The organism is Pirellulales bacterium (assembly GCA_035656635.1).
Taxonomy (GTDB): domain Bacteria; phylum Planctomycetota; class Planctomycetia; order Pirellulales; family JADZDJ01; genus DATJYL01.
This window is the reverse complement of record DASRSD010000126.1, coordinates 1-26,203: the sequence shown is the minus strand read 5'-3', so window position 1 is coordinate 26,203 and position 26,203 is coordinate 1. Positions and strand designations below refer to the sequence as shown.

20 protein-coding genes are annotated in these 26,203 nt (G+C 52.4%); 8 read left to right on the top strand and 12 right to left on the bottom strand.

The genetic code is table 11. The annotated features are described in order from the left end of the window. Window positions 1-426: 426 nt before the first annotated feature. The 10 genes from rplU to VFE46_11810 form a co-directional block, all read right to left on the bottom strand. Window positions 427-744, bottom strand: a complete 318-nt coding sequence (rplU, locus tag VFE46_11855) for a 50S ribosomal protein L21 (GenBank protein HZZ28688.1) — start codon at window positions 742-744, stop codon at window positions 427-429. Window positions 745-817: 73 nt separating this feature from the next. Then, window positions 818-2,557, bottom strand: a complete 1,740-nt coding sequence (locus tag VFE46_11850) for an Rne/Rng family ribonuclease (GenBank protein ID HZZ28687.1) — start codon at window positions 2,555-2,557, stop codon at window positions 818-820. A gap of 71 nt (window positions 2,558-2,628) precedes the next feature. Continuing rightward, entirely contained in the window at window positions 2,629-3,255 is a 627-nt protein-coding gene (locus tag VFE46_11845) for a TIGR03936 family radical SAM-associated protein (GenBank protein HZZ28686.1), read from the bottom strand. 8 nt (window positions 3,256-3,263) lie between these two features. Further along, window positions 3,264-5,027 carry a phosphoenolpyruvate--protein phosphotransferase gene (ptsP, locus tag VFE46_11840; protein HZZ28685.1) on the bottom strand — a complete coding sequence of 588 codons (1,764 nt, stop codon included), beginning with the start codon at window positions 5,025-5,027 and terminating at the stop codon, window positions 3,264-3,266. Between the two features lie 246 nt (window positions 5,028-5,273). Continuing rightward, entirely contained in the window at window positions 5,274-5,588 is a 315-nt protein-coding gene (locus VFE46_11835) for an HPr family phosphocarrier protein (GenBank protein ID HZZ28684.1), read from the bottom strand. 115 nt (window positions 5,589-5,703) lie between these two features. After that, window positions 5,704-6,180 carry a PTS sugar transporter subunit IIA gene (locus VFE46_11830; protein ID HZZ28683.1) on the bottom strand — a complete coding sequence of 159 codons (477 nt, stop codon included), beginning with the start codon at window positions 6,178-6,180 and terminating at the stop codon, window positions 5,704-5,706. 131 nt (window positions 6,181-6,311) lie between these two features. Then, a complete protein-coding gene (gene raiA / locus VFE46_11825) occupies window positions 6,312-6,647 on the bottom strand; it encodes a ribosome-associated translation inhibitor RaiA (protein ID HZZ28682.1) in 336 nt (111 codons plus the stop codon). Window positions 6,648-7,223: 576 nt separating this feature from the next. Continuing rightward, a complete protein-coding gene (locus tag VFE46_11820) occupies window positions 7,224-7,487 on the bottom strand; it encodes a hypothetical protein (protein HZZ28681.1) in 264 nt (87 codons plus the stop codon). Between the two features lie 300 nt (window positions 7,488-7,787). Next, window positions 7,788-9,308 (bottom strand): hypothetical protein, encoded by a 1,521-nt coding sequence (locus tag VFE46_11815; protein HZZ28680.1) that lies wholly within the window; start codon window positions 9,306-9,308, stop codon window positions 7,788-7,790. Window positions 9,309-9,340: 32 nt separating this feature from the next. Beyond that, the gene (locus VFE46_11810; GenBank protein HZZ28679.1) at window positions 9,341-9,880 is read right to left on the bottom strand and encodes a hypothetical protein; all 540 of its coding nucleotides are present in this window, start codon (window positions 9,878-9,880) and stop codon (window positions 9,341-9,343) included. A 1,311-nt stretch (window positions 9,881-11,191) separates the two neighbouring features. On the opposite strand from VFE46_11810, the gene VFE46_11805 reads away from it, so the two are divergent. The 4 genes from VFE46_11805 (at window position 11,192) to VFE46_11790 (ending at window position 16,080) form a co-directional block, all read left to right on the top strand. Then, window positions 11,192-11,704, top strand: a complete 513-nt coding sequence (locus VFE46_11805; protein HZZ28678.1) for a hypothetical protein — start codon at window positions 11,192-11,194, stop codon at window positions 11,702-11,704. A 690-nt stretch (window positions 11,705-12,394) separates the two neighbouring features. After that, a complete protein-coding gene (gene metK / locus VFE46_11800) occupies window positions 12,395-13,582 on the top strand; it encodes a methionine adenosyltransferase (protein ID HZZ28677.1) in 1,188 nt (395 codons plus the stop codon). Between the two features lie 41 nt (window positions 13,583-13,623). Next, window positions 13,624-14,454 carry a hypothetical protein gene (locus tag VFE46_11795; GenBank protein HZZ28676.1) on the top strand — a complete coding sequence of 277 codons (831 nt, stop codon included), beginning with the start codon at window positions 13,624-13,626 and terminating at the stop codon, window positions 14,452-14,454. A gap of 213 nt (window positions 14,455-14,667) precedes the next feature. Then, window positions 14,668-16,080, top strand: coding sequence for a UDPGP type 1 family protein (locus tag VFE46_11790; GenBank protein HZZ28675.1), 1,413 nt, complete (start codon window positions 14,668-14,670; stop codon window positions 16,078-16,080). Window positions 16,081-16,093: 13 nt separating this feature from the next. On the opposite strand, the gene VFE46_11785 is transcribed toward VFE46_11790, so the two are convergent. After that, window positions 16,094-16,588 carry a hypothetical protein gene (locus VFE46_11785; protein HZZ28674.1) on the bottom strand — a complete coding sequence of 165 codons (495 nt, stop codon included), beginning with the start codon at window positions 16,586-16,588 and terminating at the stop codon, window positions 16,094-16,096. An 875-nt stretch (window positions 16,589-17,463) separates the two neighbouring features. Between VFE46_11785 and VFE46_11780 the strand changes: the two genes are divergently transcribed. The 4 genes from VFE46_11780 (at window position 17,464) to carB (ending at window position 24,842) form a co-directional block, all read left to right on the top strand. Beyond that, window positions 17,464-19,038 (top strand): sigma-70 family RNA polymerase sigma factor, encoded by a 1,575-nt coding sequence (locus tag VFE46_11780; protein ID HZZ28673.1) that lies wholly within the window; start codon window positions 17,464-17,466, stop codon window positions 19,036-19,038. 109 nt (window positions 19,039-19,147) lie between these two features. Next, entirely contained in the window at window positions 19,148-19,774 is a 627-nt protein-coding gene (locus VFE46_11775) for a molybdenum cofactor guanylyltransferase (protein HZZ28672.1), read from the top strand. A gap of 5 nt (window positions 19,775-19,779) precedes the next feature. Beyond that, window positions 19,780-20,928: a bifunctional diaminohydroxyphosphoribosylaminopyrimidine deaminase/5-amino-6-(5-phosphoribosylamino)uracil reductase RibD gene (ribD, locus tag VFE46_11770; protein ID HZZ28671.1), complete on the top strand. Its 1,149-nt coding sequence runs from the start codon at window positions 19,780-19,782 to the stop codon at window positions 20,926-20,928. A gap of 626 nt (window positions 20,929-21,554) precedes the next feature. After that, a complete protein-coding gene (gene carB, locus VFE46_11765) occupies window positions 21,555-24,842 on the top strand; it encodes a carbamoyl-phosphate synthase large subunit (protein ID HZZ28670.1) in 3,288 nt (1,095 codons plus the stop codon). 314 nt (window positions 24,843-25,156) lie between these two features. On the opposite strand, the gene VFE46_11760 is transcribed toward carB, so the two are convergent. Beyond that, the gene (locus VFE46_11760; GenBank protein HZZ28669.1) at window positions 25,157-25,624 is read right to left on the bottom strand and encodes a hypothetical protein; all 468 of its coding nucleotides are present in this window, start codon (window positions 25,622-25,624) and stop codon (window positions 25,157-25,159) included. Between the last annotated feature and the right edge of the window lie 579 nt (window positions 25,625-26,203).

Genomic DNA, 26,203 nt, shown 5'->3' with positions numbered 1-26,203 from the left:
GCTCCGCGATGGTGCCCAGCGAACCACCGACAAACTTTGGCAACTCTGCGGCAAAGTACTCGATCTATTCACCGAAAGCGAATGCCGCAACTACCTCCAACACTGTGGATGCCGCTACAATTAACCGACGACGGCACTAGCCACCAGCTCCTAACCACTAACTACTCGATACCAGAATCTCCAAACCATCCAAACCATATCAACCGCTCCCTCATGGTTGCGGCTCACTAATCCCTCGCCACGAGCACCACTTTCAACTGTGCACATTACGGATTGCTCGCAGACCGGGATCAGTTACACTGGCTGCGGCCTCAATTCGGGAGGAACGGAGATCTTGAAATCCGCAAGCCAAATTATTCGGCACAAGAAGCGAAACAATGCGGCAACAGCACTGAATTCATATTGTTTTCAGCCTCGCTTTATGAATTAGCCGAGAATTTTGCTGATTTTGACCTGCGTGTGTAGCTGACGGTGACCGGTGCGACGCTTGGAATTCTTGCGGCGGCGAAATTTTTGCACGACCAATTTTTCGCCTTGGGTAGGACCTAATACTTCGACTGCGACACTGGCTCCGCTTACGATGGGTTGCCCGATGCGAGCCGTACCGGCTGCTTCACCGCCGACAGCCAATACCCGATCGAAAATAATCGTCTCGCCAGCGGGTAGTGGGCGATAGTCAATGTTTAGGACCTGTCCTTCTTCTACTTTGAGTTGTTTAGAACCGTCGGTCACAATGGCGTACATGGGCGGTCTCCGCGAGTAATCTATTTGCTGGGTTTCTTTCAATTAATTGCGAATACGTCAATGTAGCGGAATTTCAAGCCATGGTCGAGGTCCAAGGGCCCAGCGGAAGCTTAATTTCCCGGCCGGCAGAGTCAAAACATTCGATAACCAAATGCTCCGGCGCGGCTTCTTCCTTGCCGTAAACTTGTATGGTCATATTGCCTTGATCTTCCAAATGGGCAATTTCCCGCCGTTTTTTGTTGTGTAGATAATTGGCAACGTCTTCAGCCACTGTTACCGAAACCCGGGCTACCCCTTCGCGCTGGGCGGCAAACATCAAGAGTCGTACGACTTCAATCGCCATACTTTCGGCGGTTTTCACCACACCGGTGCCGCTGCAGGCAGGACAATCTTTATAGACGCTGCGCTTCAAGCTAGGTCGAATGCGCTGTCGCGTCATTTCGATTAAACCGAATGGACTTGTACGAAGGATTTTTGTGCGCGCCCGATCGCGCTTCATCGCTTCACGTAACGCTCGTTCCACATTACGGCGATGCCGTTCCTTACGCATGTCGATGAAATCGTTAACAATTACTCCACCCAAATCGCGCAGGCGTAATTGGCGAGCGATTTCCCTTGCGGCAAGCAAATTCATTTGATAGGCGGTTTCTTCGGCGCTATCGTCAGCGCGAAAGTTGCCGCTGTTGACATCGATGGCCACGAGTGCTTCCGTTTGATCGACTACAATGGAACCACCTTGCCTGAGTGGCACTTTTCGCTGATGGATTTTAGCAATTTCGCTTTCGATATTGTATTTGTGGAACAACGGTTCTTTACCGCTGTACAACTGCAAACGGCTGACATAACGCGGCATCACAATTTGTAAGAATTCCTTGGCACGATCGTGAGCGGAAGATTCGTCGATAAAAATCGAATCGACCTCCCCCGTGAAGATATCGCGAATGGTGCGGATGATCATGTCGCTTTCTTCGTAAATGGTGACCGGAGCGGTGCTTTTTTTGATCCGCCGCGTAATTACTTTCCACAACCGCAATAGGTACGCTAAATCTCGCGAGATTTCTTTTTTTGTGCGATCGACGCCGGCCGTCCGCACAATAAAACCCAAACCCCGTGGCGGATTCAACTCCAGCATGATATCGCGGAGTTTACGGCGCGCTTCATCATCTTCGATCTTTCGCGAAACACCCACCCGCCCCAGCGCCGGCATCAGCACCAGATAACGTCCGGGAATGCTAATGTAAGTCGACAGCGTCGGTCCTTTGGTGCCGATCCCTTCTTTGATTACTTGCACCAGCAGTTCATCGCCGCGGCGCAAAATATCTTGAATTGGCGGTTTAATGCGCGGCCGAGCGCCATAACGAGGACCACGGCGCTGGGAATCTTTGCGGCGCGGGCCATCTTCGTCGAAATCTTCGTCTTCCTCCTTCACAACCACGGCATCCGAAGCAGGAGCCGCGCCTTCACCCGCCAATGCTTCATGACGACGTTGTTCCTCATTATGGCGTTGCTCCTCATGGCCAAATCCGCCTCGACCGCCGAACTCGATCGGCTTATCAGCATCATAACCACCCTGACGAAAATACTGCGATTCCACGTCGCTAATATGCAGAAAACCGTTGCGCCCAACGCCAAAATCGACAAATGCTGCTTGGATACTGGGTTCAATGTTGACCACGCGCCCTTTGTATATATTTCCGACATAATTGTCAGCATTTGCGCGTTCGATATATAACTCCTCCAAAAGACCGTCTTCAACGATTGCAATCCGACATTCTTCGGGCTGCGACACGTTGATTAACATTTCCTGTTTCATTTCCAAATCTTTCTAGTTGGGTGGGATGGAACTTAAGGCTACATCAATTTGATGTCGCCAGCCGTATTGGGCTACTCCACCTCCACACGTGTGCGGGTAAGAAAAAAACCTTCATACTCTAAATTTTCGATTTGCAGCGCTTGGAGTATTTCTCGTGGCCTGGCACTGCCTTCACCATCGACTCGCAGCCGCATCTGTAGGACACCGTGATGCAATAAGAGGCTGGCAATCAATGGCCGCAAGTCCAAAGGGGTCGTGCGCCCCTTGCGCTGAATAGGGAACGATGCGTGGCCTGTCAACCACGCAATACGCTCGACCAAAGGAGATTGCCATTTGGGTGGAATCGCTACTTCAAATGTCACAAACTTCACTTGTGCCTTTCGATCAGGCGCTGCTAATACGTCGATTGCGCCAATATTTATTCCTGGTGGCAGTTCTGGCCCGATAGCTGCCTTCAGGGTATCGGCTGTATACTCTTCGGCCAAATCAATTTCCAACAACTCGTCCGAGCCGGCAATACCGACAGCCAACGCCGAAGGCATATTGATTCTCGGCTTGGGATGAAAGCCTTCCGTCATGCTCAATGCTACCCCGGCCCGACGAAACAATCGTTCCCACACGCGCATAAGATCTCGATGGCTGATCCAACGCAGATCATCTTGCTTGGTGAAACGAATTCGTACTCGCTGACGGATCATGTCGCTATTTAATCCGAGGCAACTTTCTTTAATTCATCACGCAAAAATGCCTTAATGTCGCGGGCGTTTTCCATGCTCAGCGCTTTTTGGGCAATCGCTTCACACTGCGGAATATTGGTGGCACGGATGACTCGTTTTACTTCTGGAATGGCGCCCGGCGCCACGCCGAATTGCCGCAAACCTAAACCGAGCAATAGTTGCGTGTACGTCGTGCTGCTGCTCATGCGACCGCACAAATTCGCAGGAATGTTAGCGCGCTGCGCGGCCAGAATGGTCATATTGATCAATCGCAGGACAGCCGGATCGCAACTGTTGTACAGCCCGGCCACATCCTTGTTACCGCGGTCCACGGCCAACGAATACTGAACCAGGTCATTCGTGCCAATGCTCACAAAATTTACCTCTTCTACAAAGCGATCGATCATCAGCACAGCTGCCGGCACTTCGACCATCATGCCCACCCACATTTCGCGATTGAATGGTATGTGGTGTTCGTCCAAATCTTCAATAACATCGGCCAAAATCATTCGTGCCTGCCGTAACTCCAGCAGCGTGGTGATCAACGGGAACATTACACGCACATTTCCCAGCGCACTGGCCCGCAAAATAGCCCTTAATTGCGTCCGGAACAATGGTAAATTGCGAAGCGACATTCGGATGCTGCGCAAACCTAATACTGGATTGCGCTCCTCTTCGGGGCTGGGCATTTGCGAAAGTTTATCAGCCCCTAAATCGAGTGTGCGAATGACCACGGGCTTATTTCCCATGGCCCTAATCACGCGCGAATAGGCGTCGAAATGCGTTTCTTCGGTGGGCTCGATATCGGCAGACAGATATAAGAATTCGGTGCGATACAGACCAATTCCATCGGCGCCACGCTCCACACAATGGTCGACTTCATAAGGAAACTCAATGTTGCCGAGCAACTCGATGCGCACGCCGTCGCCCGTTACAGCCGGCAGATCGCGCAACGATTCCAGCCGTGCCGCTAACGAACGGTATTGTTCGATTTCCTTTCGGTATTGAGCGACCGTTTCGTCATCGGGTTGCAAAATGACGATGCCTTGATGGCCATCGATAATAACCAAATCACCACCTGACACATCGGTAAGAAACGAGCCAACGCCAACCACGGCGGGAATTTCCATGCCCTCGGCCACAATGGCCGTGTGGCTGCCAGGTCCACCGATTTCGGTAACAAAGCCTTGCACAAAATTCCGGTCTAAATTGGCAGTTTCGCTGGGCGTGAGATTGTGCGCCAAAATCATGACGGGCGAAGTCAATTGTGCAAGCTCTTCGCGCCGGCGGCCTAGTAAATTTCGCAGTAGCCGCTTTTCCACATCGAAGATGTCGTTAGCCCGCTCCGACAAACTGCCACTAGGCAATCCCTGGAATACCTTGGCATAACGGCGCAGCGCCCGGCTAACGGCGTATTCAGGAGAGAAATGTTTATCGCGAATCAAGGTTTCCAATTCAGACCGCAACTTGGGATCAGTGAGCATCTGCAAATGCGCGTCAAAGATGGCAGCGTATTGCCCACCTAATTCCCGGGCTACGGCATCACGATTGGCTTGAATTTCAGCTGCTGCTGCCGCCGTGGCTTGCTCGAGACGTTCCAATTCGTTCTCTACCGCGTCGCGCGCTACGAACCGCCGAGGGATTCGAAAACCCTCGTTATCCATCACCAACGCTTCGCCAATAGCGACGCCGGGTGAAACGGCGATTCCCTGTAATCGCTGCATGGAAGCCGTAGCCGGTTTGCTCAGCAACATCACGGCGGAGGGCCTCTGATAAATCGAGGTGCACACCACCGACTGTTTCTCGATACGCCGCGGACCGTTGGGCCCGGCAGGGCAATATCGTGCCGAGTGGACCAAAACGCACCTGCACAAGGAGTTTCGCTGCTCGTGAGGCGTTTTAGTCTCAGGTTATTTGGTTCGTATAAACACAACGAGTCTAAAAGTCAAAGAATTACAGGAGCGAAACCCACAGGGATTGATTTGGCATCCGATCGATCCTTAAATTTTCGGACTTTTCGACGCTTCCGCACTATCTTCCCCTTCTGCAAAATTTCCGGCGAACAACTCAGCCAATGCGTCGATGGCGTGCTGAGCGTCGGGCCCCGTGGCTTCCACTCGAAGTTCGGTACCTTGAACGGCAGCCAGAGTAAGCAATTCCAAAATACTTTTTCCGTCGACGCGATGGTTCTCCTTTGTGAATTCGATCTTAGACTGAAATTGCTGCGCCAGGCGAACGATGAGATTGGCTGGCCGCGCGTGAATGCCTTGCGGATTGTTAACCACCAACGTGCGATTCGCTTTCACGTCATTCATTCCATCTTGCGGGAATTCAGATCAACAACTCAAAAGGCGCCATGAATGTCGAAAGTAAAGTCATGTCGCTTTGAATTCCAATTCTGATTCCCCTCCTTCGTTTCCTCCTCTCCAATCAGGCACCAAACTGATTATTATCCGCTTCTTCCAATAACTGTTTGATATCTTCGGCAGATTTGGCTTGCTTCAAAAATCGACAAAACGTGTCATTGCGGAGTTGACGCGAGATGTTTTCTAAGGCACGGAGGTGATCACCTGGACGGTCCGGTGGTGATATCAGTAGGAAAAAGAGCTGCACTTTTTCGCCGTCGAGGCTGTCGAAATCGACACCCTCAGGACTCACTGCAACGGTGCCTACGAGACGATTTACGCTGCCGTGCTTAGTGTGCGGCACAGCTACACCGCGACCAATTCCGGTACTTCCCAACTCTTCACGTTTGAGAATGGCCTTTACAATGCCTTCGTGCTCGCCAGGCGCAATTTTTCCAGCCTCGAGCAAGGCCTGGGTCATTTCGCGAATGACCTGTTCTTTATTTTCCGCTACCAGTTTTGCACGGATTGACTCGGGGTCAATAAAGTCGCCAAACTTCATGGATCCTTCTTCCTTTCTCACGACGGGCCGCGTGCGCAGGAATCGCTGTTGACGCGATGCTTCCGCAGGAGATTTATTGGTGGACACGGCGAAGCGGCCGTCCCCAGCGGCAAGCCTCGCCGCTAGCAAATTTATTCTCTTGCAGAGGCTGACATTTTCGCAGCGGGTTTGCGATGACGGCCCAAAACCTTTTCTTTGTATTTGCGAAGTTGTTGTTCGAGTTTTTGCACCGCGCCATCAAGGCTGCGCCACAAATCGCCGGAATGTTCCGTGGCGACAAAATCGTGCTTATGTTCGGCATCCACGCGAATGTCGACTACCGGTGTTGTTTCGTGTTCCAAGTTGATAGTGACTTCGATGGCGGTCAACCGCTCGAAATACCGCGACAGCCTTCCCACCTTGGCGGTGATTTTAGACTGTGTGGCGTCGCTTAAGTGACCATGCCGAGTTGCAATTTTAATTTGCACCGAGCGCAATCCTTTCGCCAGTAATGATTGATGTATCCTTGGCAACCAGCCCCAAGCCGGTTTTGGACAAATTGGATCTTTCCGGGCCGATTTGTTTATCTAATCATCTCCGAAAAACAACCGTGCTTGGCGAAGTTCTGTATTTTAACGCGGGGGAGCAGGGTTCACCAAGGGGTACCGTCAGGGTGGAATTAGCAATCGATTTGACTTTTTCGCATCATTCTTGGGCCTTCGGCCATCTAAGTCCATGCGGTTCCACAGCCTTGGATAGGTATTTCCGATACTCGATTGATCTCACCTGTGCCGGACCTATGCAGATTTCCACAAAGCGCCGGTGCGATCAGGCCTAAGAGAAAATAGCCGACAAGATTTCGACCCGCTTTTATGCAGCGCCTGCTTCGAGTCGAATTGGCCCTGGACTCAGGGCGGGAATGTTTGCGATTGCTTGGGTCGATGTTGATTAGGCTTTATCGCCCCGCCGTCATCCTGCTGCCAAAAACATTCCGTCGAATGAGAGCCGCTTCCTAAGAAATGTAGGCGGTCCTTGCACAGTCGTGGCAAGGCAAGAACACAACGTTAGGCATGCGCGTCGTGCGATGAATCAACCGTCGATGGAAAGTGCAGCGTGGCAATAACTGGAGCGCCGTCCGAAGTCTTTCGGCTTTCAGAATAATACTCTGTCAGAAGAAAGTGGATCTGACATTGTTCGACATAGATATTTCGCACGGCTGGGTTATTCTGTAGTGCTTGCTGCAACTGAACAAGCTGCTCGTCCGAAATTTCGGCATCAAGTAATGCACTAATAGCAGTACCGGCCTCGAATTCTTGTTCATCGCTCATATAGGTATCTCACAACTCTTATGCGACGCGGACAAAGAGCAATCCTGTTCAAATATCGACATTTAAAATGCCGTTTCATTGCCACAAATGGCGAAATTCTCTATTCCCCCGCATCAATACTGTTTTTTGGAACGTCTGCCCAGACCAAATCATCGATCCCAGAGGTAGATACGAAGCAAACCGCATGCCAGTTCTGTAATGACATTGCCAAAACTGCATCGACCATTCGGCTGCGGTCAATTATCTGGAAATCGCTGTCCTTTAACGGGGGTGCAGCAAAACTGCGCCTTTAGAGTCAAGTTACTTCTTTACATTAGCCATCTCTATTTCCCAGTGCAGCCCCGGGACAGAAAAGACACCCGCGGGAGGTGAAGCAGTGAGTACTGCACGACCATCGTGCACAGAGTATGTAAATGGCTGACCGGAGAAGGGATCGTTGGGGATCGGAACTTCCTGAATATCTGACAAGCGATTAGGGAGGTGTCCGTCGTGTTTGGCAGCATAGAAACGAATGGCCTCCAGGCAGCGCAGCGCGGCAACTTCGCAATCAAGTTGCACCTGCTGAGCTTTGCATTTGTTCAGGGCAGGCAAAAGGAGTGAGGCCATCGGAATGATTTCGCGATTTGCTCCGGCCCAAGATTTGAATTCTTTCTCGGTCTCTGCGAGTCCTTGTAGGGCATGCGGCGGATCGGCGTAAAACCATTTGTGAATGTCATCGCATGCATGGTCGAATGTTTCGACTTCAGCCGTCAAAATGGCTTGCGAAACAGACATCTCCTTGATTTGTGCCGCAGTATAACCGGCATCTTCTAACTGTGCCTTGGCTTTGGGGTATGCAGAGATGGCGAACAACGCGCCCTGTCCAAACCATTCCAGATTTTTTTTCTGTGGGCCTCCCACGTCCTGCATCACGTTGATAAATTTATCTGCCACGCGCAGCAACATTGCATCCCAATCGGCATCCGTATGTACTGCATTGCGGATATTGTGCAGTTCCGGAAAGTATAGTTCCACAAAGTCTCGTTCAAAGCTCAAACCCGCGCTCAAACCGATCAGCGGCTCTGGCAACTCAGTGAATGTCCAATAAAGATTGGGGCAACGCGGTTGTTGGATCAATAGCTCAACTTGTTCGAGCATCAAATGAGCCACTTTGATTCCCACCAACGCATTTACAAGCGTCTGAGCATTAGCGGCATGTCGTGCTAGTGCCATGCCCGTTTTCAAAGTTTCCAGTGATGCATCAAGTTGTCCACGAGACATTTCGATGCGAGCTTTGAATGCCAACAGACGACCGATGTCGCGCATTTTTATGAGTTCTGGAATCATCGTTGAAAAGTTGAATTCGCGAATTGGCAAATCCCAATTGCACTGCTCGCGGCGGGCAGCGAGATTGATTAAATCCCACAGTCCGGACGGTCGCTCGTTGAAAAATCTTTGGGCTTCGTCGTTTTTGCTCAGCAGATCCAACGGCAAATCAAGCCATTGATCCAGTTTGGAAAGCGCCTCAGGAGAAGGCGCTGCGTCGACGTCTTGAATCGCCTTATCGTTGGCAATCATCAACGCCGCTCGGAAAAAGTGCGGCGCCGCATTACCGGGCGTTTGCTCAATACCACGGGGCAATAATCGATACTTCAATGCAGCATACGGCGGCATCGCGGGATGCAATATAAATTGAAATACCTCCGGTTTCTCGGCAGTAGTAGTAGAAGACGGTGGCGCCGACGCTGGCTTTTTTGGTTCATCAGCCATTCCTTGGCTCCGGACGAACAGCAGTAATGCTACCGGAACAAATTTGATGGAAATAATCAAAAATCGGTTCATGGCAATTATCTTTTGGTTTGATGAGAAATACTCTAGGATTCGTCTTCGTACAGCTCACGCCGTAGCGTTGGCAACACTTGCGGCGTCGATTGCGGCACAACCATGTGGCTGACTGCCGGCGTCGTCGGAAGTGCATCAATGCCACGGGTCAACGCCAATTTGCGAAGTTGAAAGTAATCAGCATCCATGCCCGCAGACGATTGGGCCAGATTGAAACTCTCTGCCCTGGGATACGATGCAGCGGCGACAAAATTTTCGGCCCTGAGACGATCCATATACACAACACGCCGTTCAGACTGATTGGATTTCAACAGCAATCCACCAAGGGTGATAGTGACAAGCACCAACGCCGCGGTCGCCAATTGCCATCCATTCCGCCTGAAATTCAACCTGAGACGAGCCTTTCCAGCGACCTGGGTCTGCGGCGCCGAACACCTAACACTGGCTTGGCCGGCCAAATACATCAGGCGGTCGCGGTCCAATTTTGCGGTTTGTGGCGCCAACTGTCGCAGTGCGGCTTCGATCGCTTTTAATTCTTCGGGCAATTCTTCGTAGGCTTCATTGGTAGACATGGTTCACCTAACAAGTTCCGCAGGCCAATCAAACCTGCCTGATAACGCCGATGTACCGTACTCGGAGTGCTTTGCACTAGTTTCGCAATTTCGAGAAACGTCAGCCCGCACCATACGTGAGCGATAATTGTTTCGCGCTGTTCGAATGGCAATTGAGCCAAGGCCCTTTCGGCTGCTTGTGCGTCGATGGTCATTGCGATGGGTGTTTCTACAAACCAATTGTTGGCCTTGGCAGCCGCAGCAGCTTCGTGTCGCAGACGGCGTGTTTCGGCTCGTCCCGCTGAAATTGCTCCGTTTCGGACCACTCGGTATAACCACGCAGCCGCATCGCGGGGGCATTCCGTTTGTCTCGCCAATTGCAAAAATGCCTCTTGAACAACATCTTCCGGCGTGGAACACCACTGCCGGGCTAATAACGTCAGCGCAGCCGTATGCTGATCCAACAGCCTGCCCAATAGTTCTGGACCAGGGGAATTCATCAGCGTGAAGTTGACAACAAAGCGGTTTCTTTAAGAGAGACGCCGCCCGAAGAGTTCCATCCCATGATAAGTCAAAATTTCATCTAGTCGGCTAAAGGATGGCAATTTGAATATCTAGATATGCGATTTTCTGCTTTGGGAATCACAAAGGGCGAGCTACGGGCTCGACAAGCGATTACCGGTAGTGACCTATTAGAATGGACCAGAGACGGGATTTTCTAAAAAACTCAGTCGCCCCGGTGCTGCTGGACCCCAAGCCATTTCGGAAATGGGGTGCCGGTCACAGCGTATAGCGCTAGTGCCGACAACAGCACGGCAATCAGAATGAGCTTTAGGCGACGCGCCTTGTTCTTATTCATACCCTGCATTGTAACGTATCAGTAGGAGCAAAAAATCTGGCCAGAATTGGGCCAGTAGCTTGTTACAATGCTGGCCAACGGCAGGAAGATCCGCGCCCAAGCTGACGTAGGCAAACCGCCGGTGCTGCTTTCTTTTTGATACCGAGCGGTCTTGTAACAGTGTGGTCTATTTTGTGCCAGCACAGATGGCATAGGTGCTAAATGCCAAAAAGACAAGGTCTTACAGCTATGCAATATAATTCATATTCGCCATAAGTCCTAATTGACGGACTAATCCTAAGTGATTAGAATGCCGATACTTACAACGATTACAAAATTGGCATTGACTGATTAAGATAGAGTTGTATAGGTTAGTGCGTTTTTTCGCTGCACGCATGAACAGTTTTTAGATGGAACGAATCATGCCAGCGCCTTACGGAGCTATCTCTGGCCGCCTTGATTGCTTGGCGGCTTTAATTTTGCGCTAGGAAAATATGATTACTGGCAATATCAGCTTCAGAAATGCAAAAAAACACGTCGCGAACTTCAAGCACGAAGTTGACGTTATGCAGCGCCATCGCGAAGCGATGGAATGCTGGGACTGCGATTCTTTTCTGCAAGTTGGAATTGATGCTTTCGAGTGGCTAATCAGGGCCGATATTTGCTTCAAAAAAGCAGAGAGGGACGGTCGTTTTAATTCTGCCAAAGCCGAAGACCTCGACGAAACCGTTCAATCCTTGTGCAAAGGTTGGCTTGAAACTGCCAATGCCATTCAGGTATGGATTGATTTACAAAAGCGACGAGGTTACCACTTAGAGAGCCTTGGTCGTTTTCTAAAATGCAAAGATGAAATACAGGCAATTGTCGAATTTAACGAAGTTAGCAATAGCTTGGAATTGCCTGACAAACTAGAAGCCGCATGCGATCAGGCCATTAGTGAGCACAAAAATGGCCAAACTGCCGAGTTCTTTTCGGGAGCGGAATCGCACGGCTCAGTCGTTTCGTGAGCAATATGCCAAACTGCCGGATATGATTAAAGAGGCAGTTTAGAGAGGCATGCGTTCTCTTTGATAGAGACCCTTCTCACCGCTCTTTGCGCCACCATGAATTGCGCAATACCAAAAAAGGATGCCATTCTGCCGGCAGCTTCTCGGTTTCGCCGACTATGCAATACCGGGCTATTTATGTTCGCACTGACAGTGTAAATCTCTGGTATTGGATCGGAACTCATGCCGAGTATAAACATTTTACAGGCAGCAAAAGCTGAGCGAACCAAAAACGCTATTGCCTGTCTTGCGTCGTAATGACTCTTCAAAGAATTCAGAATCGGAACCTCTCCGGTACATAACCGGAGAGCGGCCCGCGCTTAGGTAGTGCAGCGGCTTTATAACCCGCCTGTGGACGGTTCGCGCCGGGGGTTCGATTCCCACCCTCTCCGCTAACGCTTAGCGACAAAAGCCCGGATTGCCCGCGTAACGGCTTCGGAGCGACTCCAGCCGTTGGCGTCAGCAATGCCGTCCACTAGGTCCACAAGCGTTGTGGGTACCCGATTACCTAACCTGTTGCGAGCCTGCTCAGCACCATTCTATAATGAAGTATTACAATTGATTGGCTGAGCAGCCCACTAATGGAGCGGACAGCGGTAATCATTATAGTTCCAGCATAAAGTCCCGTTCTCTTTTTTGGAGGTATTCTCCGTGGCATCTGGCAGGCATTTATTTACCAGCGAATCAGTCAGTATGGGCCACCCGGATAAACTGGCCGATCAGATTTCCGATGGCGTGTTAGATGCACTGTTGGCTCACGATCCCATGAGTCGCGTGGCCTGCGAAACGCTGGTGACTACCGGGCTATGCATGCTCGCCGGAGAAATCACAACCAAAGCGGTTGTTGACTTCCAGCAAGTCGCTCGCGATGTAATTCGCGACGTTGGTTATTTAGATGCGAAATGGGGTATCGGCTGGGATACCTGTTCGGTGCTGGTAGCGCTGCATAGCCAAAGTCCCGACATCGCTATGGGCGTAAACGAAGACCATTCCAAGGGCAAAGAAATTGGCGCGGGTGATCAAGGCTTGATGTTTGGTTATGCCATTAATGACACGCCGGAACTGATGCCGCTACCCATTGCTTTGGCCCATCGCATTACCAATTCGTTGACCGACGCTCGTAAGCGAGGCGCTGTGAAGTGGCTGCGGCCCGATAGTAAGAGTCAGGTAACTGTGGAATATGAAAACGGTAGGCCAGTGCGAATCGATACCGTTGTCGTCAGCACGCAGCACGACGAAAATGTACAACAGAAGGAAATTCATGACTTCGTAATCAAGCAAATCATCGAACCGTGTCTACCGCGCGATCTACTGTCAAACAAAATCACATATCACGTAAATCCCACGGGCCGTTTCGTGGTCGGCGGTCCGCATGGCGATACTGGCTTGACCGGCCGTAAGATAATTGTGGATAGCTACGGCGGTTGGGGACGTCACGGTGGCGGAGCCTTTAGCGGCAAGGATCCTACGAAGGTCGATCGTAGCGGCGCCTATATGGCACGGCATGTAGCAAAGAACATTGTTGCCGCCGGATTGGCAGATCGTTGCGAGGTGCAATTAGCTTATGCCATCGGCGTATCACAGCCAGTCAGCGTACTAGTTGATACAGAAGGGACAGGACGGTTGGAAGACGACCGCATTTGTGAGCTTGTGCGCGATTTATTCCCGCTGTCTCCCGGTGGTATTATTGAATATCTCGATTTACGAAAGCCAATTTATCGAAAGACCGCCGCCGGGGGACACTTTGGCCGGAAAGAACAGGAATTTACGTGGGAAAGCACGCATCGCGCCTCTGAATTGGCCGAAGCAGCTGGCACCGGCGCCGCTGCAATTGCGTAGGAAGAAATAGCGGGGGCGTTACTTCAATCTTAGATTTCCGCATGGACGCGAGCCGTGGAATATCGTGGGCTTATTTAGCTCAACCCGTGTCGGCATTGCTTCCTAGCGCTAAGCATTATGCCGCTTGGGCTTTGTCTATTTTTCTAGTATGTGTCACGGTCTATTTGCTTGCTCGTCGTTGTGCCGGCGCACTGATCGCGCCATTGCCAGCTCAAACGCTGATTGGCGTGGGAATCAGCTTGGCCAGTGTTGCCTACACTGCACTGATGTTATGTCAGGCTGATGGCGTAATGCGACTTTTGTTTCGTTGGTCAGCCGCGCCAGAACTAATGATTATCGCAGCACTGCCTCTTTTCGCTTTGGCGATCACCGTGCCGGGTAGCGCATGGTACAGTGTGGCTATTATGTGGATAAGTGTCTGCAGCGCCGAAATTGGTCTTTGGCAAGCGCGTAGAAGCAGATGGTCCGACAAAGTGCCGTCGTTATCGCGCCCGCAACTGCGCGCGCCGTTCGCGACTCCGTTCATAATCAATTTAGATCCAATCACTGCGACGCAGAAATTGGTCCACCATCGCTTGTCGGATGGAACCGCCAAGATCGAGGGGTGGGTCCGAATTGATTTTGCGGATGGTCAACGGACTGGGATAACGCATGTAGCTTTCTGTCCAGCTTTTCGACAAACTCCCTATGTGGAAGTTGACGTGGGGGATGGTCCTTCATGCGAAATTCGCACTACGCTGGTGGTACCCTGGGGGGTAAGATGGGAATTAAAGCTTGACGCTATAGCTACGCAGCCTGTAACGACCATTCTGGAATTCATCGCTTGCGAGGCGAACAATTCGAACGAGGACGTTAAAGCTTTGTCACCCTAATTGCCTCTCTATTCAAATCATAAAGCCTACGTCCAAAATTTTAATCTATCTGACATGGCACGCTGGCCAAGACATGTTTGGACGACGATTTACACCTACGCCGTCGTGTTCGTGCTATTTCCCCTACTGTGCTTATTGGCCTATGCCTGGGTGCATGGCTGGTTATGACTGCATCCGAAATCGGCGGTAAGGTGTGTGAGGGGTTGTTCTGCAATGGTTGACCAGTTTTTCCAGAAATCGAGTGTTCACGAAGAGTTGTCCCGGGAGTTGGCAGCGCGCCGGCAAGAACATTTATTGCGTTCTTGGAAGCAGTTGAGTTCAGAGCAGCAACAACATTTAGCATCGCAAATTAGGAATATCGATTTTGCAGCACTTTCCCGGTTGTTTGAAACGATGGAAAGCCGGACTGATTGGGATGAACTATCACGCCGCGCGGAACCGCCTGAGGCAATTCGCTTGGGCAATCAACTTTCAGCCGTTGATGCTCAAACTGCTGGCGAGGGCGCCTTGAGAAATGGCAAGGTCGGCGCCATTTTGGTCGCCGGCGGTCAGGGCACGCGCTTAGGTTTTGATCATCCTAAGGGAATGTATCCCATTGGTCCGATTTCGAATGCTTCACTATTTCAAATTCTCCTTGAGAAACTGTTGGCCATTCGTCGACGATTTGGGGCGCCTGTGCCCTTATACGTGATGACCAGTAACGCTACACACCAAGAAACGAAGGAGTATCTCAACGCAAATCACTGGTTTGGATTGCCGTCCGACGAAGTTTACTTATTCTGCCAGGGCGTCATGCCAGCCGTTGATGCAGCCACAGGTCGCGTGTTGTTGTCAGATAAAGGCAATCTTGCACTTAGTCCCGATGGCCACGGGGGCATGCTGGCCGCGCTCGACCGTACCGGCTCTTTGGCCGACATACAAAGACGTGGTTTGACACAACTATTTTACTTCCAGGTTGACAACCCACTCGTTGAAATTTGTGATCCTAAATTTTTGGGATTTCACATTTTTACTGGGTCGGAAATGTCGACGTTAGCAATCCTAAAGCGCGATCCAACGGAACGTGTCGGAAACATAGTGCGTATTGATGGCCACACACGCATTATCGAATACTCCGATCTACCTGAAGATGTTGCCTGCCAACGGAATTCCAATGGCACGCTTCGTTTCTGGGCCGGTAATACTGCCATTCATGTGTTCGATGTTGCTTTTTTGCGGCGCGCCGCAGCGGATGATTCTTCACTGCCATTTCATGTGGCATTGAAAAAAGTGCCTTATTTTGACGACATGGAAAATCATATCGAACCGACTGTACCCAACGCCATTAAATTCGAACGATTTATTTTCGATTTGCTGCCCTTAGCTCGAAAAGCGATCGTAGTAGAAACAGATCCAGCGAGTTCGTTTGCACCCGTGAAAAATCGGCCCGGCGAGGAGCGCGATTCTCCCGATACCTGCCGGAACCTCATGACCGCTTTGCATCGGAAGTGGTTAGCTGCCGCCGGTGTCAAAATCGGCGTCGATGTACCTGTGGAAATCAGCCCCTTGTTTGCACTCGATGCCGTGGAACTGCGCGCAAAGATTAAGCCTGGAATAGAGATTTTGGAACCTACATATTTCTATTAATCGTTTTCGCTTGTCATCTTCCACGTGCGGCTGAACGTCGTGGTGGCGTTTCCACTGAGAAAACTAGCGACGAACCCGCCAATAAAACTCCGAAAACGGCCGCTATGGCGACCAGCCACAACCCATCGTTCATCGCACGCCGTTTCTGAAGCCGTGAAATAATCTCTGCGTTTCGCTCTCCGGCCTGTTTTGCCAATCCCGCTGCCGATTTCGGCGCCATTGGCTGTGGGCCCGGACCTTCAAATTTCGCCAACAGTTGCAGATCAAGAATTAGATGTGGCGGCAAAGCATTTTGGGAAATCACTTCAACAAAACCAGGAAGCGATGAGACGACGGGCTCGAACCGAATAAATGCCTCTGCGGGGGAAAGTTTATTGACTTCGAGCTGAATGTCACCCTTGTTAATGGGCAATTCAAATAATTGGCGGTCTGCGGAAGATGGACGCAGCAAGGCGATCGCTCCGGCAGCTAAGATTGCGATTACGGTAATTGCTAAGCCTAAAAACACAATTCCTTGTCGCGCACTCCAAATTGGCGATGGAATCGTTTCTTCTACCACCGATTCCAATTCGCGCAGTCCGCGAATGGATGGCACTTCCAAAATCTTTCCGCAACTGCACTGCAATGATTGACCAGCCTGTCCGGCTGTCACCATAGTTTTGGAGCCACAGGTTGGACACTGAAGTAAGTACTTCATCGAACCATCGCGAAGTTGGCACTATATCGTGGGTGTGATTGAAGGCGCAGTAGGATCGCGACGAACGACGATTTAACTAGGCGTTAACACACAAATTCAGCTTAATCGAATCAGTTTCATACTGAAAGTGATCTGGATAGACAGGTAGCAGCCGGGAATAAAATTGCTCGTCGAGTAACTAACTAAAATTGTGAGAAATGTTGTCGCCCGTACTATAAAGGTGATACTTATGAATGGTGTGATCGACGCCGAAAATTTAATTCCATAACGTGTGCGGAATAGATCGTATTACTTAGCACTGTGCCCATTCGCAAGTAGTTGCAGTATGCACATCCTCTCAGCAGTTTTCTTCTCTAAAACTCGTAATTGACACTTGGTACCAAGACCTCGAGGTACAAAAACATAAAGCTAGGTAGAATATTAAAATAGGAAATATGAGTAAAATAGATAATATCTTAATGATATATTGCGCGTAATTTTTTACCAAATAGAGGCATCTAAGAATCGCCGCAAGACATCGGTGGTAGAATATGTTGGAAATTGTTTAATGTTGAGAGAATAATAGTTAGCTTGGAAACGAGCAGGCTGATACCTTGCTGCGTTTCTGCCATCGGCGTCTTAGGCAATATGCTTCAAGGCTTTTGCTGATTTTCTCACCCTTCTTGGTTTATTTGAGGAGTGTTCCCTTGTACAACACGTTGTTGGACGACCTGGAAGATGATTCAACTCCCGGTCCCGATGAGGCTGTCGAGTTGGTCGACAAAGTGGTTGATGATTCGGATACAGTCGAGGTCGACGATGATTTGCTGGTGGCGGAAAGTCAATCAGCCGGCGATTTAGACGGGGAGCTCAAGGGGGACGAGCTTCTTTCCGTCGATTCAGAGGCCGAAAGTTGGTCAGATGACCCGGTACGAATGTATCTCACGCAGATGGGTGAAATTCCACTGCTCACGCGCCATGAGGAAATTGCGCTGGCCAAGCGCATCGAAATTACGCGGGCTCACTTCCGCCGCAAGTTGTTGGAATGCGATTTTGTTATTCAGTACGCCATGCGGATTTTGAATCGGGTGCACGCGGGTGAATTGCCGTTCGATCGAACTGTGCAAGTCAGCGTAACCGACCGCTTGGAAAAAGACCAAATCCTTGGTCGGTTACCACACAACTTATCGACGGTAAATGAATTGCTGCGGCGCAATAAGGCTGACTTCCGTACCGCATTCAGTAAGTCGACGAAAATGAGTTTGCGCCGTGAGGCTTGGCGCCGGCTGAACCGCCGCCGGAAACGAGCGGTGAAGTTGGTGGAAGAGCTCGGTTTGCGAACCCAACGTATTGAAACCATGATTCGTACGCTGGAAGATTTCACGTGCCGAGCAGCGGAACTGCGGGCGTTGATCGATCAACACAAGCGCGCCAAGTTGCCATCCGCGGATCGTGCCGTGTGGATTAAGGAATTTCGCCAAATTTTGCGATGCACGCAAGAAACTCCGTCAAGCATGCGGAATCGAATTCTGAAAATTAAAGGCATTTATGGCCAATATCAGCATGCCAAGCGCGGATTGTCGGAGGGCAACTTGCGGCTGGTGGTGTCGATTGCCAAGAAATACCGCAACCGCGGTCTCAGCTTTTTGGATTTAATTCAAGAAGGCAACGCCGGCTTGATGCGAGCGGTCGATAAATTTGAATATCGCCGCGGCTTCAAGTTTTGCACCTACGCCACGTGGTGGATTCGCCAAGCCATTACTCGGGCAGTGGCCGATCAAAGCCGTACCATTCGCATTCCTGTGCATATGGTGGAAACCATGTCGCGGGTGCGAAATGTTTCACGCGAATTGTTGCAACGGTTGGGCCGCGAACCGACGATTGAAGAAACCGCTCGTGAAGCTGGTACGGCGATTGACGAAACCCGCCGAGTACTGGCGATGAGCCGCTATCCAATTAGTTTGGATCGGCCCGTCGGCAACAGTGAGGATAGCCATTTTGGTGATTTGCTGCCTGACAGCGATGCCGAAAACCCCGCCGTGGGCGCTGCCCAGGAAATGTTGCGTAATCGGATCAGCAAAGTATTGAAAACGCTGAGCTACCGCGAACGTGAAATTATCAAGCTCCGCTATGGTTTGGGCGACGGTTACAGTTATACGCTGGAGGAAGTTGGCCATATTTTCAAAGTGACCCGCGAACGTATCCGCCAAATTGAAGCTAAAGCGGTCCGTAAGTTACAGCAACCCAGCCGGGCGCAGGAGTTGTTGGGCTTTTTGGATTGACCATCGCTTCGAATATTATCAGTCGAACTTAGAAGTCTCATACCTACAGTCATGTAGCCCCCGGTCGCTTGGCCGGGGGCTTTATCATTGACGCTCCGGTCGATCAGCGATGAAACACATCGGCGGCATTGTGTTGGCGGGCGGAAAGAGTCGTCGGATGGGTATGTCAAAGGCGCTATTGCCATTTGGGCAGGAGGTGGTCCTGCAGCGCATCGTGCGAATCGTTGGCCGGTTGGCTTCGGACGTCGTGGTTGTGGCCGCGCAAGGCCAGCCCTTGCCGGAACTGCCGCCCAGCGTACTGATCGCGCGGGACACTAATCCCGATTGTGGTCCGCTGGAAGGAATCGCCGCTGGCCTGCGATGTTTGCAAACCGCCCAGCTAAAAATTGAGTCCGCTTTGATCACCGCTTGTGATGTCCCATTGCTTGTGCCGGCCTTCCTCAACCGCATAATCGAACTGCTCGATTCCCAGCACGACGCCGTCGTTCCAATCTGGGAACATGTGCCGCAGCCGCTGGCCGGTGCATATCGCCCGAAAATTCTGCCGGTGGTCGATGCCATGCTGGCCGAAAACCAATTGCGAGTTTGCGATCTGCTCGATCGAATTCGGACCCGTTTGATACCCGCTGAGCAGTTGCGTGAAGTCGATCCCGATCTGCACTCGTTATGGAATTTGAACACGCGCAGCAAGTATGCGGCAGCACTCGCTGCCGCCGGGCTTTCGATCAATCGGTAATTTCCATGCCTGCAAACTCTGTGTTTCCCATTCCAAACTCTGAATTTGAAGCCGCTCCATTCTTCATGGCTCGCGCCCTGGAATTGGCAGCACGTGGTCAAGGTTACGTCGAGCCTAATCCGATGGTGGGCTGTGTGCTGGTGCGTGACGGCGAAGTGGTCGGCGAAGGTTGGCACGGGAAATTCGGCGGGGCACATGCCGAGGTGGAAGCGCTGCACGTGGCGGGTCCTCGAGCCAAAGGCGCCACCGCTTACGTGACTTTGGAACCATGCTGCCACCAGGGAAAAACACCCCCATGCACTCAATCGCTCATCAACGCCGGCATTGCAAAAGTGGTTTGCGCCCAGCGCGATCCGTTCGAAGCGGTCAGCGGCCAGGGAATCGCGGCACTTCATGAGGCCGGAATTGACGTGGAAGTCGGCTTGATGGCAGCCGAGGCCCACCGGCTCAACGCGCCGTATTTGAAGCTCATCGCCACAGGCCGGCCGTGGATCATTGCCAAATGGGCCATGACGCTGGACGGCAAAATCGCCACCGCTGCCGGCAATAGCCACTGGATTTCCAGCGAGGCCTCGCGGCAAATTGTGCAGCAACTACGCAGCCGTGTAGATGGCATTCTGATCGGCAGCGGCACGGCCAAAATGGACGACCCGCTGCTCATCGCCCGACATCCGGGACCGCGCGTTGCCACCCGTATTATTGCCGAGAGCCAGGCTGCGCTTTCACCCAATAGTCAACTCGTGCAAACGGCGCGCGATGCACCGGTGCTTATTGCCGCTGCTCCCGCTGCCCCGCAGGAAAACATCGACCGCTTAACCGCCGCCGGCTGCGAGGTGATCACTTGCCGTGCAGCCGATGCCGCTGAAAAATTGGTCTCCATTCCTGCATTGCTCAATGAACTCGGCCGCCGCCGCATGACCAACGTGCTGGTAGAAGGAGGCGGCAAACTGCTGGGCGCGCTATTCGACGCCGGCGCCATTGACGAAGTGCATGTGTTCATCGCCCCCAAACTCATTGGCGGCGCCAGCGCTCCCTCGCCCATCGCCGGCACGGGTGTAGAAAAAATCGCCGCCGCACTCCACTTAGCCGACATCGAACTCCGCCACACCGGTGAGGATCTTTATTTGCGCGGCCGAATCCATCGTGATTCATAGCCAAAGTTCGCCGCTTGAAGGCGCGCCGCTCATCGTGATAAACTTGTGAGATTCTACTTCCTCAACAGTCCCAAAACAGCTCTAAGTTGCGCACGCACAACAGCTTCCGCTGCTTGGAAAAATCCTGCGAGTTTTAGGCCACCCATTTGTTATGCTGGTTGCGGATTGTCGCTGCCAAGCAATTCCAACCCGTAAATAAACCTGCATGAGCATATCAATCATCAACCGAGCGCGCGGAAATCTGCGCAGCCTGCGACAAGCCTCGGAGGAACGAATCACCCGCAACCCCGCCAGTGGAGTCAAACTTTCCCATCGAGAATTTTTTCTTTTGCCGCCGGCGCGAAAAAAATGCCGCAATTTCCCGATCCGATTTTTGGCTCTGGCCCAATTCAAGAGGAAAGTAATGGGAAATTATGTGGCCTAATTTTCAACCCTAGCCCGCTTTTCTCGATGGAAACGCAATTCGCGCCAGTTTGTCGCCTCGGAACATTCAATCGTAACTACTGACCGCAACCAGACTTGAAATTTCCTCGCTACGCCAAAAATTTTCACAAAAAAACTTCGACGACGACCGCCGTCAACTGCCAACCCACTCGTTAAATCTTTGAACCATCCCGGGTACCACAGTGCCGCGACGTAACGATTTGCACAAAATTCTGATCATCGGTTCCGGGCCCATCGTCATTGGCCAGGCGTGCGAGTTCGATTATTCCGGCACGCAGGCCTGCAAGGCCCTGCGCGAGGAAGGGTACGAGGTGGTGTTGGTCAATTCCAACCCGGCCACCATCATGACCGATCCCAGCACGGCCGATCGCACGTACATTGAGCCGCTCACCTGGGAAATCGTCGCCAAGGTCATCGAACGGGAACGGCCTGACGCCTTGCTTCCCACCCTCGGCGGCCAAACCGGTCTGAACCTGGCGATGGATCTGGTCAAGCACGGCGTGTTGGAAAAGTACGACGTAGAAATGATCGGCGCCAATGCCAACGTCATCGCCAAGGCGGAAGATCGTGAGTTGTTCAAGCAGGCCATGCTCAAAATCGGCCTCGACATTCCCCGCGGCCAAACTGTGCATTCGCTCGATGAGGCCCGCGAAGGGCTCAAAGAGATCGGTCTGCCCTGCGTTATCCGACCCAGTTTCACGCTGGGGGGCAGCGGCGGCGGGTTTGCCTACAACCGCGAAGAATTTGACACCATTGTTCGCCGCGGCCTCGATCTTTCCCCTGTCCACGAAGTACTCATCGAAGAAAGCATTCTCGGCTGGAAAGAGTACGAAATGGAAGTGATGCGCGATGCCGACGACAACGTCGTCATCATTTGCTCCATCGAAAATTTCGATCCCATGGGCATTCACACGGGCGATTCCATCACTGTCGCTCCGGCTCAAACGCTGACCGACAAAGAATATCAGCGAATGCGAGATGCCTCGCTGGCCGTCATTCGCGAAATCGGCGTGGAAACCGGCGGCTCCAACATTCAATTCGCCATTCATCCGCGCAATGGACGAATGACCGTAATCGAAATGAACCCACGGGTCAGCCGCAGCAGTGCCCTGGCGAGCAAGGCGACTGGTTTTCCCATCGCGAAAATTGCCGCCAAGCTGGCCGTGGGCTATCGGCTACACGAGCTGCCCAACGATATTACGCGCGAAACGATGGCCTGCTTCGAGCCGACCATCGATTACGTGGTCACCAAAGTGCCGCGCTTCGCCTTCGAGAAATTTCCCGAGGCTGATGCTCGCCTCACTACGCAAATGAAAAGCGTGGGAGAAACCATGGCCATTGGCCGCACGTTTAAGGAATCGTTTCAAAAGGCACTGCGCGGATTGGAAGTCGGCAGCTTCGGCTTCGGTTGCGATAGCAAAGATTTATGGGGTACGCCACAGCAACCCAGCCGCGAGGAAATTCGCGCCAAGCTGGCCGTCCCCAGCGCCGACCGCATTTGGTATGTGCGTTACGCCTTCAAAGACGGCATGAGCATCGAGGAAATCCACGAATTGACGTACATCGATCCCTGGTTTCTCGATCAACTGCAGCAAATTATCGAGCTGGAAAACGAAATCCGCCAAGTGCCGGCGCTCGACCAACTCAGCGACGAGCTGTTCCGCCGCGCCAAGCAGTTCGGCTTTTCCGATCGGCAATTGGCCACGCTCCTGTACACCACGGAAATGGAAGTTCGGGCCGACCGCAAGCGCCGCGGCATCATCGCCACGTTCAAATCGGTCGATACCTGCGCCGCCGAGTTCGAAGCTTACACGCCGTATTACTATTCGACGTACGAAATCGAAGACGAAGTGCCTCCCAAGCCGGCCGGTGGCAAGCGGATTATGATTTTGGGCGGCGGACCCAACCGCATTGGCCAAGGCATTGAGTTCGATTATTGCTGCTGCCATGCCAGCTTCGCCCTGCGCGAGTTGGGCATCGAAAGCGTGATGGTCAATTCCAATCCGGAAACGGTCAGCACCGATTACGATACCAGCGATTTGCTCTTCTTCGAGCCGCTCACGGCGGAAGACGTGCTGAACATTTGCGATCGCGTGCAACCCGACGGAGTCATCGTGCAATTTGGCGGGCAAACGCCGTTGAATCTCTCGCGCGCTTTGGCCACCGCCGGCGTGCCCATCATCGGCACCAGCGTCGATACTATTGAAGATGCCGAAGACCGTGAAAAATTCCAGCGCATTTTGCAGCGGCTCGGCTTGCGGCAACCGGCCAACGGCATCGCCCGAACCATGGATCAAGCCCGGACCGAAGCTGCGCGCATCGGCTATCCGAACCTGGTTCGCCCCAGTTTCGTGCTTGGCGGCCGGGCCATGGAAATTTGCTACGATCAATCGCAGTTGGAGCGATTCGTCGTTGAGGCTTTTGTCGTCTCGCAAGGGCAACCGGTATTGATCGATCGGTTTTTGGAAGACGCGATTGAGGTGGATGTCGATGCCATTGGCGACGGCCAGCGCGTTATTGTGGCGGGCATTATGGAGCACATCGAAGAAGCCGGCGTGCATTCCGGCGATTCCGCCTGCGCCCTGCCGCCGTACAGCCTCACCGGCCCCATCTTGCAGGAAATTCGCGATGCCACCACGGCGTTGGCCAAGCACCTGCGAGTGGTGGGCTTGATGAACGTGCAATACGCCATCAAGCGCGAAGAGGGCCGCCAGGTGCTGTATGTGTTGGAAGTAAATCCCCGGGCCAGCCGCACCGTGCCATTTGTGGCCAAGGCGACTGGTCTGCCGGTGGCGGGTGTGGCTGCGAAAGTGATGGCGGGAATTTCGCTCGCCGAGCAAGGCGTGAACAGCGAGCCCATTCCGGCACAAGTTTCGGTGAAGGAAAGCGTGTTTCCGTTCGTCAAGTTCGCCGGTGTCGATATTGTGCTGGGCCCGGAAATGCGCTCCACGGGGGAAGTAATGGGCGTCAGCGAGAGCTTTTCGATCGCCTTTGCCAAAAGCCAATTGGCCGCCGGCGTGTTGTTGCCGCGCGAAGGAAGCATTTTCATCAGCGTGGCTTCGCCGGCCCAGAAGGAACACATGGTCGAAGTTGCGCGCCGGCTGGTCGCCATGGGCTACACCTTGTTGGCGACCACCAATACCGCCGCCAAATTTGCCCAGGCGGGAATTCCTGTCGAGCCAGTGAAAAAATTGCAGGAAGGTCACCCCAACTTGCTCGACCATCTGAAAAACGGCACGGTCAAGCTGATTATGAACACCCCCAGCGGCAAAGGCGCCCGCACCGACGAAGGCCGCATTCGCGCCGCCGCCGTGCAAGCGGGCATTCCCTGCGTGACCACCATCCCGGCCGCCGACGCCTGCGTGCGGGCCATGGAAGCGCTCCGCGAGGAGGAAATTACCGTGCAGGCCATTCAGGACCGCTTTCCCAAGGCGAACGTTACTCGGCAAGCCGCTGCCATGAAGCACTGAATGCCGGATTTTATTTTCGTGACAAAATTGCTCAATTCTGTCGCCAGCGCACCCGCCGCGGCTCGGCAAACTCTCGGCAACCGGCAAATGAACCGCTGACATAATGCGGCAGGTTTGTGGCAAGTAGTTTGCATTGTTGAAAGTTGAATGGCGGGTGACCGTGGACTAAAAATTCGGAGTGAGTCGCTAGTGGCTAGGGATTTCTCGCTAGTTGCTAATTGCTAACGGCTAGTTGCTAATCGCGAACAGCTAGCCGCTGGTCGGCACACTATACCAAACGAGTGGCCTAAAACTGGGCAAAATTTTTTGGAGAGTTACTTGGCCGGAACCAAGTTGGCCTGCGGCAAGGTGCGAAGCTGCTGTTTCAACTCGGCGGACAGCGGCCGATCAGAAATAGGGGCAATCTGCTTTTTCGCTTCGCCTAAAGTTGGCGTTCCATACTGGTGCTGCAACCGATCGAACAAAGCGGCCAGTTTGTCTTGGTCCCCTTCGGCCAGAAAGTAGCAATCGTGCAGCTGGCCCCATGCGCCGTCGCCGTGGGCAATGGTTAAGCATTTCAGATGGTCGACATCAGGGCCCAGCCACAGCCGGTACAGGGCCAACTTGGGAACGTCGCGGTCTTTGCCGCCAAAGTTTTCCAGAAAAGAAGCCAGCCCATCGCCGCCAATGTTGGCAACACTGGCAGCTTCCTTCTCGTCGCCGTTCGGGCTGGAAATTGTCGCAATCTGCCGCCAGGCTTTTTTGTTGCAGATCGTAAATATAGTAACTGGCGTCGGTGGCATGGGGTGTGGCGACAACACTTCTCTGGCCGGGAATCAGATTGTGGGTTTTCACAAGATCGTCTTCAATGTCCCACTGATTCGTCTTGCAGATCTGGCATTCGACATCGCCAGAAGTATGTTGCCTAAAGCATGCCGCGCACTTTTCGCGTTCCTCGGAGCTGAGAGGCCCCTTGCCATCTGGCATACCGCGCTACCCCGGGAATTATTTGTTAAATGCTAATGATGAAAAAGACCGGGTTGTCTTACTTAGACGACGTTGCCCGTCAAGCGGGCCGGCTGGATCAGCCAGCATTTACACCCGGCACAACGCATTGTAGCCGTGGTGCGGTGTTGCTAAAACATCGAGCCGAACATCAGCCCATTTATTTGCGGCGTGGCCCAAAAATTTGCTTGAACGTTTTCGCGGCCTGGGCTAATGTGTACGCATGTACATTTATATAGTGGCTTTGCCTAAAAATGCCTAACTGGCAGCCAATTTTGGGGCAACTTGCAATTCTGCCTCAAAACTCGGATCAAGCCCCAATTCGTACATCGCGCTGATTAAGCAACAAATGTTGTGACAAAGAATCTTCGCCAACA